This window comes from Paenibacillus pini JCM 16418 (assembly GCF_000576305.1).
Classification (GTDB): domain Bacteria; phylum Bacillota; class Bacilli; order Paenibacillales; family Paenibacillaceae; genus Paenibacillus_AQ; species Paenibacillus_AQ pini.
The window spans coordinates 172,311-188,324 of sequence record NZ_BAVZ01000005.1 but is presented as its reverse complement, the minus strand read 5'-3'; the positions used below and the strand labels follow the sequence as shown (position 1 = coordinate 188,324).

Here is a 16,014-nt window from a genome sequence, read left to right as displayed (position 1 = left end):
GTTAACGATGTATACTATTTTGCATCATGTACAAGCGGTACTTCCAGACAGAATCATTCCATCAGCCAATGTGTGGATTCTTGAAGGGAAAATTATGAGAATCGATACAGAAGATCTAACTATTCCAAAGGGAGAACATGAACTGATTGATGGTAGCGGACATTTATTAATACCTGGAATGATTGACGTTCATATCCACGGCGCTAATGGTTTTGACATGATGGATGGAACTGAAGAAAGTATTCAAGAAGTGTCACGTGCTTGTGCTTCAACGGGATGCACCTCTTTTCTAGCTACATCGGTCAGTTCTACAATAGAAGATCTACTAGAAATGATTCGTAGTGTCAAACGAGTAATAGGACATGAAGTGGGAGCTAAGATCGCAGGGATTCACTTAGAGGGACCTTATCTAAATCCAAAGCGAAAAGGAATGCAGAACGAGAAGTATTTACGGCATCCAAATTTGGATGAAATGGAGATCATTTTTAAGGAAGCAGGTTCACTCATTAAAATGGTTACGATTGCTCCTGAATTACCAGGAGGAATGGACTTAATTTCTTTTTTGAAGAACAAAGGAGTCGTTATAGCCATTGCTCACTCTGATGCCACATACGAGGAAGCCAAAGAAGCCTTTACAGCCGGTGCAAGCCATGTTACGCATTGTTTTAATGGCATGAGGCCGATTCATCATCGAGATCCGGGTCTAATCGTGGCAGCTTTCGAAGAGAAACATGTGAGTCTTCAAGCTATTGTGGATCATGTCCATCTACATCCTGCTATTATTCGATTGATGCATACCTTGAAAGGACCGGAAGGAATGGTATTAATCACTGACGCTTTACAAGCAATGGGTATGGGCGATGGAGATTATATGTTTGGCGGCCATCATGTTACGGTATCCGATGGCATTGCAAGACTGGCAGATGGAACGCTAGCCTCCAGCACAGTTACCATGAATGAAGCATTACGTTATACCGTCGAAACTGGAATTCCCTTGTTGGATGCCGTTCAGATGGCGTCAACTACACCAGCCAATATTTTAGGATTACAACACAAGGGTATAGTTTCATCTGGTTCCGATGCCGACCTGGTCTTATTGGATGAGGAGTTTCAAGTTCTATGGACAATGGTCGGTGGCCAAGTATTGTAAAACCATCTTTAAGCACCTTATTCAATCTCAGCGAGGCGAAGTGTCCTTTTCAGCTTATCTATATCCACATAGATATCCTCCAGGCCCGCAAAGGTAATCCCTTGCACTGACTGCCTGTTAGCATACATGAAGTAATAGTTCAGTTGACGGTGATTGCTGATCATCCAGTAGGTCGGCATGATATGTTCGGGATGAAAGATTTCAATCACTTTTGTACCTGGCTCGCAAAATGCAAGATTCGTTAATCCCGCTCCATGTGGTGCTACAATGACCCTTGAAACTGCAAAAGCACGAATTTGCTCGGCTAAGGACATCTGTTCAAGTACCAGCGGGCGAAAACCAATCGATGCTAAGTAATCCATCACTTGCTCTTCGTTAACGATGCGCCGCGCGCCGGCTCTCTTCCGGCATATATAGAATCGATCTGAAGCTGCATAAGAAACATGTTGGTGAGGCAGAAACATCCTGCGTAGCATCTCCGTTGCCCACGCAGGATAATGAGAATCCATAATCAAGGATGGCACCAGCAATTGCTCCGCCTCCACGTACATTGTAGAATACGTACGAATGATCTTCTCCTTAGGTGTACCTAACATGGACAGCGTTTGTTCAACAAACGTTCCATATGGATTAGGATTGATCATGACCTGATCGAAAGATATCCCCGTCTCCAGGAGCATTCCCCATCTTGCCATCACATCGTACATCCAGTGAAAATAATTGTAGCTGCCACAAAAGCCTAGCGACGCTGTCGTTCCTTGTGCAGAAATAAGATTGGAATGGTTCCAATCCGTGAAAATAGGATGATTCGCCCCTTTTACTACGGTATGTAGCTTCTCGTCATATTCATGTGATACATCTGACAGCAGTCTTCCTTCCGGAGTCAGTACAGCAGCGGATCGCCCCCATAGCCTACCCCCGGGAATTGAGGCCACAAATCCTCTAGGTGGCTTTAGGCTGTAGGCTGTTAAATAAGGATGATGTCCACTCTCTACGCTTTGAGGAGCAACAAAATGTGACTCACCGCCGAAGTCAAAAGTTTGAATGAAATAGCCATGAAAGCCAGCATTTTTCTTCTCCATTACCCAATCTTCCGTACTCTCAACATATCCGGCAGGCCGTATTCCATCCGTATTCGCATTCATCTGCTATACACACCTCTTTATAAGACAACATTAGAATCTTCGATAATTTACTCTAAAGTATCGTATGTAACATTGAACGCCCTCAACACTCGGTTGCAATAATTGGGCTACGTCATATCATACTTATTATGATATGTCAGAAGATTAACCTGAAAACAAAACCGGAGAACCCCCCAAATAGGCGTTCTCCGGTTTTGTTAATGAACGTGGCTTAACACAATACATCATCTTCAATCTTTCAGTTCACCGGCACAATAGACCATTGCTGATTATTTTGCAACAGATCATCCCACTGAATGACTTGCTTGCCTGGAACCGTAGACGAACCAGTCACATCTACGGGTTTTAAGCTGTTCATATTCATCATTTTAAAATACCCGCTACCTGTATTCTGCAAAGACCATTGCTGGTCTGCTCCTCCCGTACTGCTCCATTGAATAATATTGCTCTCAGAAGCAATTGAACCGTTAGTGACAGCGAGCACCTTACCACTCTTTCGATTAATCAACTGATAGTTTCCATCACCAATCGAGACGAATTTCCAATGTTGATTCCATCCACCGTTATCCGTATACTGAATAACATTTCCTCCGTCCAATGTCGACTGACCACTTACATCTAATACTAATCCACTGTTTCTGTTGACAATCTTATACCATGAATTTGTATTTAGAGACGTAAAGCTGGATGGGATGCTAAATGAACCTGCTGCGGCATCCAGATTCCAATGATCAAACCAACCATAGGCGATTTCATGTCCTTCCACTCTTAATGGCAGCCAAATATATCGGGAATCTTGCAAGTTATACCGATTCCAGCGGTCTGCCATATATAAATAGGTTGTACCCGTAGTACCTTCTAAAGGTATAACGAAAGTAGATTGAGAATTATAATTATTGCTATTCCCTATTGTTTTCCAGGCACTCCACGTGCTGCCCATCGAAGTAGCGGAGACGTACTGCTGAATTGTCGGGTCCCAACCTTTCTGTCTCGAAGTCAGGATGAAATAGACTCCATTCTTCTTCACTACTGCCGGAGCCTCCAAATATACATTGCTCCATGAGTGCACCAAACTAGTTACACTTAAATAATCCGAGCTTAATTTGAATATCGTAAAGTTGGCATTCTCATCCGTCGCCCCCATTAAGTAAGCGGTTCCATCTGAGTCCTTGTAAATCGTCATATCACGAATTTCATGGTCCAGCGGACGAAATGATCCTTGGTACGTCCAAGGTCCAGTAATGGATGAACTGGTTGCAATCCCTACCTTAGCGTCACAATAACAGTAGTTATCAATATGCATGTACATCACGTATTTGTTTGTACTACTGTTATATATAATTTTAGGACGCTCTACGATACGATCATTCGTTAAGTCACCTGAAGGCTGTGGGCTTAATGCCTGAACTTCAAACTTAAAGTTGACAAAATCTGTAGTTGAATATATATTGACGCCTCTAAATCGACCGCTATCTGTAATGCCTGTTTTATCCTCGCCAACCCAATAATAAGTACTTCCGACTTTGATCATTCCACCGCCATGCGCTTGAATGAAATTTCCGTTTGTATCATTCCAAGGGATTCCTGGTGTAATGGTATTACTAGCTGCCATAACCTTGCTTGGAACAAGCATAACAATAGCTATGCAAAGAATTACAACATATTTAATAGCTTTAGTAATAGACATCTAGATTACTCCCCTTCATTAAAAGAATTTATACAGGATTAAATAAACAGTTAGGACTTACAATTCGGTGGTAGATCCCTCTTCCTAGTGTGCCATCGCTAAATCCCCATTCGTCATCAAAAGGTAGCCGTTCCACCTCTAATTCAGGAAGCAACATTACCTTCCCTTCTAAATAATCCTCCAGTCGCTCAACGGTACTCTGAAGCCGAACTAATATCGATCCGTACCGCATGTCGATTACCTCCCAACCAAAAGGCTTGAAGTCTTCAAACCACAGCTTCTGATGTAGTCGGCGAAGCTTATCCATCTGGGGAATCAAACTCTGTAGATCCTCCTTCAACTGTTCCAGATTGGACCGCTGATTTTGATCATAGGCAGCCTTAAGTCGCAGTCCCAAAGTACACTTTTGACTTAGAATCTGGGCCAGCTCCCTGTACCATTCGAACATACTTTGATAATGTAGATTACGTTCTACAGAACCCTCCAGACTCTCAGCCAACTTACGATAGTGATTTTCTAGCGGGATGCCCGCTATATTTGCATCATAGAGTCCGATCAAAACATCCTGCCATAGCAGGAACTTAGATGGATTAGACTCTCTTCCATTCCCCGGCTCTACACCCGGCGTTTCATCGAAACTCCCGAGGTTCAGAAAATCCCTTGCTTCTCCTCCTGTGCAAAAACGGAACCTAGCCTCTAGCCGTTCCTCATCTACGGTGTCGGCATACGCGTATTCAGCGTAAAGCTGGAGGCCATACCATGCTGACATCCAGGAGTCTCCGCCCCGTTATCCCCCCACATTGTAGCTACAACCTCCTGCACCCCCATAGCCTTGCAAGCTTGGAGCGCCGGGATAGTTGTGGAGATCATCTTCCCCACATTTGGTGCAAGACCATTCCAAGTCCATACTCCACCAGCGAATATAATAGCCGGCCAATACTCAGGTGTTTCTGAATAGAAGATTCGTAAAAGCTCTGTTCCGTGTGATAATAATCCCAATAGACCAGACTAATTCCCTCTGGAATATCCTTAATCACCTCCTCGGGAATTACCTCATCCACATTATAATGCTCTCCGTTGCGGGGGCCTAGATGAAAGTACATATCGCTCCAGATCATAGGAGATAGTCCCAGTCGCTCTGTTATACCCAGCACACGTTGCAAATGCTCGTTCATCAGCTTGAATCGATTTTGGTAGCCATTATCTTTTAAGAATTGCCCTAGTCCTAGCTGGTGTGCCTCATCCATGCCAATATGGATTCGCCGACTTCGGAATGGTGAGGAGGCGGAGCGGATCATGTTCTCAATAAATGTGTAAGTCTCCTCTTTCTTAACGAGTAAAATATCGGATGTATCCCTTATTTCGGCAGCATATTTCCATTTAAGAGCTTCGGTTAAGTGTGCCAATGTCTGAATACAGGGGATAACCTCGATTCCCATCTCGTATGCCCAATCGTCGATCTCACGTAATTCCTCATGACTGTAACGTCCCCTCATATATCCAAAGTATGGATATCCCTTGATCTCATAGGTATCCTCTGTATACAACATGACTTGGTTCATGCCCATTAAGGACATTGTTACCAAGGCATTTTGAATGGATTTAACGGTGGGTACAGCATTACGAGACACATCAAACAAGGTACCTACGGATTGGAATTGAGGTGTTTCACAGATGGTAAATGAATGTTGCTGCAGTTCTATATCGGCATTACCACTCCTCATCTTCTCCACCCATAAACCCAAGGCACGGAAGGCATGGTGAGTTTTTTCGTATCGGATTATTCCCGATTGGCCGTTCCATTCCACCTCAATAGGACCTTCCCGTTTCTCCCATGTCAAGGTGGTGGCATCTACATGGCTCTCCGTGATGAAATGGAGGTCAAGGCGGCTTGCCAAACGGTGTATACCTTTGAATAGAGAAGAATCATCCCCGCTACAATGAATTTTCATCCTACATATCTCCTCCTCATGTTTTTCCTCTTTATTTCAGGGTCATCGTCTTATGTTCTCTGTGTCGTAGATCTTTACGATTCTAAAATTTGTTCTACAGAAGCTTATGGCATCAACCTTTAACAGCACCGGCTGTTATACCTTTCGTAATTTGCTCATTAAACAAAGCATAGATCACAATAGCCGGAATTGATGTCAGCACCATAACAGCAAATTGCGAACCATAATCAGAGGAATACTGACCAGCAAAGTTCATCACGGAGAAGGGTAATGTCTTTAATGAATCCTTACTTAGAAAAGTCGCAGCCATAATGAATTCATTCCAGCAACTAATGAAGGTTGTAACTGCAATGGTAACCAGTGCCGGCATGGTGAGTGGCATGATGATGCGAAACACGATTTGATAAATACTACAACCATCGATGACAGCCGATTCCTCAATCTCTTTGGGAAGACTGCGAAGGAAGCCTGATAAAATAAAGGTTCCAAGGGGAACGGATACAGCCGTATAAGGAATAATAAGACCCAGATAGGTGTCGGTTAAATGAAGCGCTTTAAAAATAGCAAAATTGGGAATAAGGGTAGCATGGATCGGAATCATAATTCCAAGTAGTATGATGGAGAAAAATAGACCTCGAAGCTTCCATTGCATTCGGGTAAAAGCATATCCAAGCAACAAAGAAAAGATCACTGTTAATATAATGGTAGTCGCTGATACCAACACACTATTGAATAAATATTCAGGAAATTTCCCGTCGATCCATGCATTGATATAATTCGTCCATTCTGGAGAGCTTGGCCATTTTAGAACGGCAGACGTGAAGAAATCGCTGCTTTTCATAAAAGAAAAGTCTATAAGCCAAATTAGCGGGAATAGTTGCCCTAATGCGACGACGAGAAAAATGATCCATATAATTGATCTATTCCAAGTTTTCATTTCTATCACCTCCAAATATTACGCATTCTCACTTGGGATAAATCTATTACTTAAATACGTAGCTACAAGGCATACGATAATAAACAAAATGGCTATAGCATTTGCATAACCATATTGGCTTGCAGAAAAGGCTTTATTATACAAGTAAACACCTAAAAATTGTGTTGCATCTCCAGGACCGCCGTTTGTGGTCAGGAATACGGTTTCCATCTGTTTAAGTGCTGTAATCATAGCTAATGTGACTTGAACTGCTATTACTGGTGAAAGTAGCGGAACAGTAATCTTCCAATGAAGTTTGATACCAGAGGCTCCATCCAAATGTGCCGCTTCGTATAAATCCTCAGGAATGCCTTTAATACCCGAGTAATAAAAGAGCAGTCCCCATCCGAAACCGGACCAAATGAGGATGAATAATAAAGAAATGAGTGCCGTGGATGTGTCTCCTAGCCAAGCATGCTTCCAGCTGCTTAATCCAACAATATCCAATAGCTTGTTAACCATACCAAAGGAAGGATCCATTAGATTTAGCCACATTCTCGAAATGACCACAACCGAGATTACACAAGGGATAAAAAAGATGGTACGAAATATTTTCTCGGCCTTCCCGCCGAGCCTATCCAAAAGAATAGCAAACAGAATGCAAACCGGATGCTGCAAAATAATAAATCCCAATCCCAATAGAACCGCGTTCAACAGCGATCTCCAGAATCGCGAATCGTGTAACAGCAACTGTTTATAGTTTTCAAATCCGATCATGGTGAGCTTGGTACCTGGGCCAAGCGTATCTGTAAAGGAATAATAAAAGCTTAGAACAATAGGTGCTAAGAATGTAAGGGCAAACAAAAGAATGCCTGGAAACACGAACAAAAAAATAGCCAGCTTATTGCTTAATACTTTTTGCATCGTTCTCACTCCAATCCTATGTATTAATTAAGGACAGGCGCAAACCTGTCCCTAATTAAACTTCTATAAACTGTCTATTTTTTCTGTTTGGCTGCAGCTGCCTGAAAATCGGCTATAAGCTGCTCCGATGTAGCAGTACCAGCAAAGAATTTACCAAGTGCGTTTTGGACATCATCCTTGAAGCCGGGAGTACCGAAATCGATAAACGAAGCTCCTGGCATCGATGTTCCATTATTTAGAATATCCGTTAGTTGTTTTTGAACCTCGCTTTCTTTTCCTGTTAATTGATATTTTTGTGCCGGTACGGCTGCACCCGTATCCCAAGCAGCTTTCGCCCATTGATCAGCTCTCATCATATAGTCAAAGAATTTCTTAGCTTCCTCAGGATGAATCGAAGATGTCGTTAAGGCATATCCTCCTCCGTTCCATGCGAGCAGATCCGTAGCCTTCCCTTTACCGTCTTCTACCAGAGGCACTCTCATAACACCGAGGTTGTTCCGAAAATCGGCAGACAATTTTTCGTTGCTCGCCATTCCGGCTTCCCACGAACCCATATACCACATAGCCGCTTTGCCTTGGGTAAACAAATTTTGAGAACTACCGTAATCAGCAGTCATATACGCATCTTGGAACATTTTCACATCCATAAACTGTTTCATTAGCTTGGCCGTTTGAAGAAAACTGTCGTCTTCTGTAAATGATTTCTTTTGGTCCACAGCATCCAATATAGCATTTGGATCTCCATTAACGCGCTGAGCAAAATCCTGAAATAATAAGCCAAAAGTCCACAACTCTTTTCCGTTAGTAGACATCGGTGTTATATCTTTTGACCGGAATGTCTTTGCAGCATCAATAAGTTCATTAAAAGTTGTCGGCACTTTCACACCATTATCGCTAAATAACTTCTTGTTATAGTAGATAATTTCATAATCGCTATTGCGTGGAAGACCGTAAAGCTTTCCATCAAACGTAAAAGATTTAAATGCTCCATCGAAGAAATTATAATTTTGTCCTTCGTAATCTTTAGGATTCAGCTCCGTTACAAATTTTGCTTGAATCAATGTGTTCAGATCAGCCCCGCTGTGTACCATGGTAATGTCGATTGGCTCGTTAGAGGCCATATATGCCTTTTGCTTGTTCCTAAAAGGCTCATCGCCCACAGCTTCAACCTCAATTTTGACATTCGGATTTTCCTTCATGTAGTTATCGACCACCATTTGCTCCGCCAATCCCTGTCCGGATTTACGGTCAGGCTGATTGGAGAACAAACGCAAAGTAACTGACTTATTTTCTTTGTTGCCAGTGCTTTGTGAGTCCTCTTTGGTATTGTCGCTGCCGCATGCAGCCAGTATACCGACCATTAAAACGAAAGTGGTGATGAGATTCACCTTTCGATACGTAATCTTCATATTCATTGATTAATCCCCCTAATAGTTTAGATGCTTAGTTTACCTTTTTGAATCATAACGCGCCTTAGAATGATCGTCAGTAGAGAAAAGTCGAACAAGGTTTACATTTATCGAATATGATAGATAACATATTGATCATATTTACCAATACGATTAATATTATTGAAACGCTTACAGAAATGAGGGCATACGTACTGAAGAACTTATATATGCACTTAAGTATGAAATATAAAATTTTTATATTTGTTTATATGCTTATTATCCTAATTTCTATCACTTTAGGTTACTATTCTTACCAAACCTCTAGCAAACAAATTGTAAACAAAGTTAGCATGACTAATCTTGGTATAGTCAATGAAATTAGAAACAATATGACAGGAATGCAGAGAAGCATTTCAGACTGGATAACCGTATTCAGTCTAGCTCCCGAAATACAGGAGGCTTTAGTTACAAAGAATCAAAGTGTAAACCGTCTGGATTCCTCATTGTACTCTGGGCCGACCGCTTCAATTATGAACCAAATGTTGTTTTCTAAAAATTTTGACTATTTTGCGCTTTATGGTGGTGATAAAGATTATCCAATCTTTCAAGAAGCTACAGACGGAAGCAATGGCTCCGGTAGCTTGAAGCAAATTCAACGAACTGAAATATATCAAAATGCACGCAAAAAAAACGGAGCCTCCTATTGGTTTTCCCTCAATAGCTCTGATACGGTATTTATACAAAATAACCAAAATGAAAAGATTGGTATGACGCGAATCGTTCGCAATATCCACAATGGAAGTCCCATCGGGTTCATCTTCATGGGCATTAATCAGAAAACGATAAGAGAACAGTATTTAAAAAATTTATATGATGACATGCATGGTATCGTTATTCTTAATGAGAATGGAACCTTTCTACTTCAAGCTGGGATGGAAGCAAGTTTCACGAACCCATCTGATATACAATTTAAAAGTATTATTCATAGTAGTGAGTCTGGCGATGCCGTAATCAAAGTTAATGGTCAAAATTTGCTTGTTACATACAGCGCTATGAATGATAACGGGTGGCGGGTTGTATATCTTGTGCCATTATCTATCTTGACGAAAGAGCTCAGTTCAATCAAAGTTTTTGTCTTCATTATTATTCTTGCTTGTCTGTTATTAAGCTTGCCATTTATGATGGTCCTCACCACGATTATTACCGCTCCTATCAAAAATCTTGTCGCTTCCATGGAGAGATTTCAAAATGGGAATTTCGAGGAACGCGTCGATATTAAATACCGTGATGAAATCGGTCATCTTAGTCGGGGCTATAATAAAATGGTCAAAAACGTTAAAAAATTAGTGGATGAAGTGTATGTACTTCAATTAAAAGAAAGAGAAGCTGAACTGAAGGCGCTTCAATCTCAGATCAATCCACATTTTCTTTACAATACACTGGACATGATATTTTGGGAGGCAGAGTCAGCAGGACAATCCCAAATCAGTGAGATGATTGTCCATTTGTCTCGATTGTTTCGCTTAAGTTTAAACCGAGGAAAAAGTTTTACGAATGTGGAGAGAGAGATTGAAATGCTTGAACTCTATTTGTCTTTGCAGAAAATGAGATTCAAGGATTCGTTAACGTACCAGATTAATATTTCATCCGAACTCCATAACTATGTGATCATGAAGTTGATTCTTCAACCCTTCATTGAGAATGCGATCGTTCACGGCATCGAGCAAAAAAGAGGGGGTGGCAGTATAACCGTTAGCGGTGATTTGATAGGCAATCGCATGCGATTTCTTATTGAGGATTCTGGAGCAGGTATAAATGCGGATACGTTACAGCATATATTAGTGGTCCAACCTGAAAGCAATATTAATACGGATTTCAATACCAATGGGTATGCAATCTCAAATATCATCTCCAGACTTCAGTACTATTACAACGACAACTATCAACTTCGCTTCGATAGCCAAGTTGGACGAGGTACCCAAGTGGAACTAATAATCCCCGCAATTCTTGCTGACCAGGAGGAAACAAAATGATTCGAATCATGATTGTGGATGACGAGGAACGAGCGCGTACCGGAATAAGGACATTAATCAATTGGGGCAAATACGGGGTGAGCATCCAAGCTGAAGCCAGGGACGGTATCGAAGCGTTGGAGCAGCTCAAGGTCATTGAGATTGATATTCTGATTACAGATATTCGAATGCCAGAGATGGATGGACTAACCTTAATTGAGCATGTCGCTAGAGATTATCCTCATATCAAATGTGTCGTTATGAGCGGTTTTGACGAGTTCTCTTTTGCCAAAAAAGCCATACAATTTGGTGTTACCGAGTATTTGCTTAAGCCAAGTCGCACCCAAGAAATTTTGGACACCGTTATAAAATTAGCTAATATTATTGAATCGCAAAGACGTCAGGAACTTACACTTGAAAAGTTAAACATGGGATTTCGTGAGAGCTTCCCTCTTTTAAAAGAAGATACCTTAAGAAAGCTTGTTACAACGGCCAATCCGCCCTTTAATCAGCTATTTTCAATTTTACGACTTAACCAAATTGAATTTCCCCATCTATGCTTTGGTGTGATGGTTTTACAAATCGATAATTTCCATTCTCTTCAGCAACGGTATGGTCCCGAAGATATTGAATTATATAAATACAGCCTCAAAAATATTGCCGAGGAAACAACATCTACTTTTTATATGTGTGCTGCGTTTGAGCATCAGGATGATATCGTACTCATTCTTAACAGCGAAGAGTTAATTAGTTCAGGGACTTTGACCCCTTTGGCTCAGGAAATACAACGGAATGTGCAGCAACATCTCAATTTTGAAGTTTCAATTGGGATAGGAAGTATTGAAGCATCTGTCAGGCATTTAAACATCTCGTATAGGGAAGCAACAAGAGCCCTCAACCATCGATATTACATGGGTTTGGCGAAAATCGTAGATTATACGACCTCCATCGATGATCCTGATCACTCTTCATATCCTTTAACAGAGGAGAAAGCAATATTACAAGCTCTGTTTCAGGGGAAGCAAGAAGAATTACTTAACCATCTGAAAGAATTTAACAATGCGCTCAAACCCGAGAGTAGCTCGAAAGAACATATCGTACGATCCATGATTGCCTTGGTGTTTACATTGTATAAGACCTGTGTCGAGAAAAATTTAAATACCGGAGAGATATTTGGAGATGATTTGATCAAATTGTCCCATATTATGTCTCAATCCAGCTTGGAACTGATTCAAAACCTGCTCTATGACTTACTTCTCACGATTTCAGATAAACTAAGTAACCGGAAAAACACAAACAAATTATTTCAAAGTGCTCTTGATTATGTTCAAACCAATTACACTAAAGATATCAACCGGGAAACTGTTGCTCGTGAAGTATTTATTACGCCGGGTTATTTAAGTTTACTCTTCAAGCAAGAAATGAAAATGAGTTTCCTGGAATATTTACATCATATCCGTATTGATAAGGCCTGCGAATATTTACATAACCGAAGCTTAAAACTCACGGAAATTGCACATAGCGTCGGTTACAACGATGATAAATATTTCTTTCAGGTTTTCAAAAAATATACTGGGGTGACACCCAACCAATATCGTAATACTATAAATTAAAGAAATGTAAAAGGCCTCTCAGGTATGAAACCTGAGAGGCCTTATTAAATTAATATGGAAAACGCTTGATGCATAAGGCTTTATCAGCCTTATTACATCATGCCGCCCATACCACCCATGCCGCCCATATCAGGCATGCCGGCTGCTTTTTCTGGTTCTGGCTTATCAGCGATTACCGCTTCAGTAGTCAGGAACATTGCAGCTACAGATGCAGCGTTTTGAAGAGCAGAACGTGTTACTTTAGCAGGGTCAACGATACCTGCTTCGAACATGTTAACCCACTCGTCCGTAGCAGCGTTATATCCGATGCCTACTTTTTCTTTCTTCAAGCGATCCACGATTACGGAACCTTCTTGACCAGCGTTAGCTGCGATTGTACGGATTGGCTCTTCCAAAGCGCGTAGAACAATGTTCACGCCTGTTTTTTCGTCGCCAGTCACGTCTACAGCAGCTACAGCACCATATACGTTCACAAGTGCAGTACCACCACCGGATACGATACCTTCTTCAACCGCAGCGCGAGTTGCGTTCAAGGCATCTTCGATGCGAAGTTTGCGCTCTTTAAGTTCTGTTTCAGTTGCAGCTCCGACTTTGATTACTGCTACGCCACCAGCCAATTTAGCTAGACGCTCTTGCAGCTTCTCTTTGTCGAACTCGGAAGTTGTTTCTTCCAGTTGAGCACGAATTTGTGAGATGCGAGCGCTGATATCGTTCTTGTCGCCACTGCCATCTACAATTGTCGTGTTTTCTTTCGTTACGCGCACTTGACGAGCGTTACCCAGTTGCTCGATTGAAGTGCTCTTCAAATCAAGACCAAGTTTCTCAGTGATCACTTGACCACCAGTCAAAGCAGCGATGTCTTGTAGCATTGCTTCACGACGGTCACCAAAGCCTGGAGCTTTAACAGCAACAGCATTGAATGTTCCGCGTAGTTTGTTTACGATCAGCATAGCTTGAGCTTCGCCTTCGATATCTTCAGCGATGATCACAAGCGGTCTAGCTTGTTGAACGATCTTCTCAAGAATTGGCAAGATTTCTTGCGTGCTGCTGATTTTCTTATCCGTGATCAAGATGTAAGGATTATCAAGAATGGCTTCCATCTTATCCGTATCTGTGATCATGTATGGAGAAATGTAGCCGCGGTCGAATTGCATACCTTCAACAACTTCAAGCTCAGTAGCGAATCCACGGGATTCTTCAACAGTGATAACACCGTCTTTACCTACTTTTTCCATAGCTTCAGCGATCAATTCGCCAACTTCTTCGTCAGCAGCAGAGATTGCAGCAACTTGTGCAATTTCATGTTTGCCTTGAACTTCATTAGCGATGTTTTTCAATTCAGCTACAGCTGCTTTAACTGCTTTCTCAATACCTTTGCGGATAACCATTGGGTTAGCACCAGCAGTTACGTTCTTCAGACCTTCGCGAATCATCGCTTGAGCAAGAACAGTAGCAGTTGTTGTACCGTCACCGGCAACATCATTTGTCTTGGTAGCTACTTCTTTAACGAGCTGTGCGCCCATGTTCTCGAAAGCATCTTCCAATTCGATTTCTTTTGCGATCGTTACACCGTCATTTGTAATGAGCGGGCTTCCGAATTTTTTCTCAAGAACAACGTTACGGCCTTTCGGTCCAAGCGTAACTTTTACTGCGTTTGCCAAAGCATCTACACCACGAAGCATCGAGCGACGTGCATCTTCACTGAAACGAATATCTTTTGCCATTGTGATAAAAACCTCCCTAATGGATTATAAAAATGTTCTATACTTCCTATATACAGGCACTTAGCCTACAATTGCATGAATGTCGCTTTCTTTCATAATCAAATATTCTTTACCTTCATATTTGATTTCTGTTCCAGCATATTTAGAGAACAATACGCGGTCGCCTTCTTTAACTTCCAAAGGAACACGAGCACCATCTTTAGTAATGCCACCGCCGACAGCAATAATTTTACCTTCTTGCGGCTTTTCTTTTGAAGAGTCAGGAAGAACAATCCCAAATGAATTTGTTTCTTCTTGTTCGATTGGTTCTACCAAAACGCGGTCACCTAAAGGTTTGATCATGAAAAATAGCCTCCTTAATTAATATGTTGTGATAAAGTTACTGTTGTTGTCATGTATGTATTAGCACTCGACATGTCTCAGTGCTAACAACTTTTATGATACTCAACTTGGGCACAGATTTCAAGTCCTCTTTATTCTTTTTTCAAATATCTTCCGAGTTTTATAAATCTATCTCTATATTTAAGCCCATAATAGACGCTATGCTCCCTCTGCCCTCCATCATTCTATCCACTGTAAGCCAAAATATGCCTGTTGAACTATAATCTTTTCATGAAAAAAGAGTACTCTTCTCCCTAGTGGAAAAAGAATACTCTCTTTATTTAGAGTCCGGATTGGCTGGAAAACGGTAACGTTCTTCTGCCGCCTCGTCTGCAGCAAGCTGCTTACGATATACCACTGAGGACAGAAACACACTGAACTCATACAAGATCAGAAGTGGTATCGTCACTAAGAAATCCGAAATAAAGTCTGGTGGCGTAATAATCACTGCTATAAATACTAAAGCAAAATATGAAAGCTTCCGCATCTTGCGTAAGCGCTTCGGATTCAAAATTCTCAGCTTCGTCAGGAACATCACCACGAGTGGGAGCTCGAAGAGTAACGCAATCGGAAGAACCAGTGTAAACATGAAATTAAAGTACTGGCTAATCCCATAGGTTTCCGTCAGCCCCATATTCCTCGTAATCGTCGTTGTAAATGACAGAGCCATAGGGAATACCACATAATATCCAAACGCTAGTCCGATTAAAAATAATATAAATACATAAGGAACATATCGCAGCGCGGCACTACGTTCAACTTCTCTCAGACCCGGGCTGACAAAAGCCCATAGCTGAAAAGCAGTAAATGGAATGGCAAGTACAAGTGCAACCACCATAGCGATCTTCATGTACATCCCGATACCATCCCAGAACGCAAATGCATGGAGCTGAATATCTTTAGCTGAGTCGACACTTATTAAGTACTGATAAACGGGGTTGGCACAGAACAAACCGATAATCAAACCCACTACAAGCACGATTAATATATAAATAATCCGTTTGCGCAGTTCGCCCAAGTGATCGACGATTGACATTTCATCCTGCCTGCCTGGCATATTGTCACCACCTATTTTCATCTGCCTTGTAGACAAAACAAAATCCCTCCCCGAAAGGAAGG

At 41.5% G+C, this 16,014-nt stretch carries 13 protein-coding genes; 3 read left to right on the top strand and 10 right to left on the bottom strand.

What is annotated here, in order from left to right; translation table 11 throughout:
* The first annotated feature begins 7 nt into the window (after window positions 1-7).
* Window positions 8-1,150, top strand: a complete 1,143-nt coding sequence (nagA, locus tag JCM16418_RS09930) for an N-acetylglucosamine-6-phosphate deacetylase (protein ID WP_036648237.1) — start codon at window positions 8-10, stop codon at window positions 1,148-1,150.
* Window positions 1,151-1,167: 17 nt separating this feature from the next.
* Here the strand turns inward: nagA and JCM16418_RS09925 are convergent, their stop codons facing one another.
* The 7 genes from JCM16418_RS09925 to JCM16418_RS09900 form a co-directional block, all read right to left on the bottom strand.
* Window positions 1,168-2,295 (bottom strand): glycosyltransferase family 61 protein, encoded by a 1,128-nt coding sequence (locus JCM16418_RS09925; RefSeq protein WP_036648236.1) that lies wholly within the window; start codon window positions 2,293-2,295, stop codon window positions 1,168-1,170.
* 238 nt (window positions 2,296-2,533) lie between these two features.
* Window positions 2,534-3,982, bottom strand: coding sequence for an RICIN domain-containing protein (locus JCM16418_RS09920; protein ID WP_036648234.1), 1,449 nt, complete (start codon window positions 3,980-3,982; stop codon window positions 2,534-2,536).
* A 28-nt stretch (window positions 3,983-4,010) separates the two neighbouring features.
* On the bottom strand, window positions 4,011-4,751 hold the full coding sequence (locus tag JCM16418_RS23690) for a hypothetical protein (RefSeq protein WP_052020182.1): 741 nt from the start codon (window positions 4,749-4,751) through the stop codon (window positions 4,011-4,013).
* Between the two features lie 97 nt (window positions 4,752-4,848).
* Window positions 4,849-5,934, bottom strand: coding sequence for a beta-N-acetylhexosaminidase (locus JCM16418_RS23685; RefSeq protein WP_052020181.1), 1,086 nt, complete (start codon window positions 5,932-5,934; stop codon window positions 4,849-4,851).
* Window positions 5,935-6,046: 112 nt separating this feature from the next.
* The gene (locus JCM16418_RS09910) at window positions 6,047-6,871 is read right to left on the bottom strand and encodes a carbohydrate ABC transporter permease (RefSeq protein ID WP_036648232.1); all 825 of its coding nucleotides are present in this window, start codon (window positions 6,869-6,871) and stop codon (window positions 6,047-6,049) included.
* An 18-nt stretch (window positions 6,872-6,889) separates the two neighbouring features.
* A complete protein-coding gene (locus JCM16418_RS09905) occupies window positions 6,890-7,774 on the bottom strand; it encodes a carbohydrate ABC transporter permease (RefSeq protein WP_036648230.1) in 885 nt (294 codons plus the stop codon).
* Window positions 7,775-7,848: 74 nt separating this feature from the next.
* Window positions 7,849-9,189 (bottom strand): ABC transporter substrate-binding protein, encoded by a 1,341-nt coding sequence (locus JCM16418_RS09900; protein WP_052020180.1) that lies wholly within the window; start codon window positions 9,187-9,189, stop codon window positions 7,849-7,851.
* Window positions 9,190-9,554: 365 nt separating this feature from the next.
* Here JCM16418_RS09900 and JCM16418_RS09895 point away from each other — a divergent pair, with 365 nt between their 5' ends.
* Together JCM16418_RS09895 and JCM16418_RS09890 are read left to right on the top strand one after the other, a co-directional pair.
* Entirely contained in the window at window positions 9,555-11,198 is a 1,644-nt protein-coding gene (locus JCM16418_RS09895) for a sensor histidine kinase (protein ID WP_242403770.1), read from the top strand.
* A complete protein-coding gene (locus tag JCM16418_RS09890; RefSeq protein ID WP_036648226.1) occupies window positions 11,195-12,790 on the top strand; it encodes a response regulator in 1,596 nt (531 codons plus the stop codon). The genes JCM16418_RS09895 and JCM16418_RS09890 overlap by 4 nt, the downstream gene beginning before the upstream one ends.
* A gap of 92 nt (window positions 12,791-12,882) precedes the next feature.
* Here JCM16418_RS09890 and groL read toward each other — a convergent pair whose 3' ends face one another.
* The 3 genes from groL to tatC form a co-directional block, all read right to left on the bottom strand.
* Window positions 12,883-14,514 carry a chaperonin GroEL gene (gene groL, locus JCM16418_RS09885; protein ID WP_036648223.1) on the bottom strand — a complete coding sequence of 544 codons (1,632 nt, stop codon included), beginning with the start codon at window positions 14,512-14,514 and terminating at the stop codon, window positions 12,883-12,885.
* 60 nt (window positions 14,515-14,574) lie between these two features.
* Window positions 14,575-14,856, bottom strand: coding sequence for a co-chaperone GroES (gene groES / locus JCM16418_RS09880; RefSeq protein ID WP_036648220.1), 282 nt, complete (start codon window positions 14,854-14,856; stop codon window positions 14,575-14,577).
* 316 nt (window positions 14,857-15,172) lie between these two features.
* Window positions 15,173-15,952 (bottom strand): twin-arginine translocase subunit TatC, encoded by a 780-nt coding sequence (gene tatC, locus JCM16418_RS09875; protein ID WP_036648216.1) that lies wholly within the window; start codon window positions 15,950-15,952, stop codon window positions 15,173-15,175.
* Window positions 15,953-16,014 lie beyond the last annotated feature (62 nt).

What these genes read in the sequence shown, in the direction of transcription:
- nagA (WP_036648237.1), top strand. Translation starts at nt 8, where the DNA reads ATGTATACTATTTTGCATCATGTACAAGCGGTACTTCCAGACAGAATC.
- JCM16418_RS09925 (WP_036648236.1), bottom strand. Translation starts at nt 2,295, where the DNA reads ATGAATGCGAATACGGATGGAATACGGCCTGCCGGATATGTTGAGAGT.
- JCM16418_RS09920 (WP_036648234.1), bottom strand. Translation starts at nt 3,982, where the DNA reads ATGTCTATTACTAAAGCTATTAAATATGTTGTAATTCTTTGCATAGCT.
- JCM16418_RS23690 (WP_052020182.1), bottom strand. Translation starts at nt 4,751, where the DNA reads ATGTCAGCATGGTATGGCCTCCAGCTTTACGCTGAATACGCGTATGCC.
- JCM16418_RS23685 (WP_052020181.1), bottom strand. Translation starts at nt 5,934, where the DNA reads ATGAAAATTCATTGTAGCGGGGATGATTCTTCTCTATTCAAAGGTATA.
- JCM16418_RS09910 (WP_036648232.1), bottom strand. Translation starts at nt 6,871, where the DNA reads ATGAAAACTTGGAATAGATCAATTATATGGATCATTTTTCTCGTCGTC.
- JCM16418_RS09905 (WP_036648230.1), bottom strand. Translation starts at nt 7,774, where the DNA reads ATGCAAAAAGTATTAAGCAATAAGCTGGCTATTTTTTTGTTCGTGTTT.
- JCM16418_RS09900 (WP_052020180.1), bottom strand. Translation starts at nt 9,189, where the DNA reads ATGAATATGAAGATTACGTATCGAAAGGTGAATCTCATCACCACTTTC.
- JCM16418_RS09895 (WP_242403770.1), top strand. Translation starts at nt 9,555, where the DNA reads ATGACAGGAATGCAGAGAAGCATTTCAGACTGGATAACCGTATTCAGT.
- JCM16418_RS09890 (WP_036648226.1), top strand. Translation starts at nt 11,195, where the DNA reads ATGATTCGAATCATGATTGTGGATGACGAGGAACGAGCGCGTACCGGA.
- groL (WP_036648223.1), bottom strand. Translation starts at nt 14,514, where the DNA reads ATGGCAAAAGATATTCGTTTCAGTGAAGATGCACGTCGCTCGATGCTT.
- groES (WP_036648220.1), bottom strand. Translation starts at nt 14,856, where the DNA reads ATGATCAAACCTTTAGGTGACCGCGTTTTGGTAGAACCAATCGAACAA.
- tatC (WP_036648216.1), bottom strand. Translation starts at nt 15,952, where the DNA reads ATGCCAGGCAGGCAGGATGAAATGTCAATCGTCGATCACTTGGGCGAA.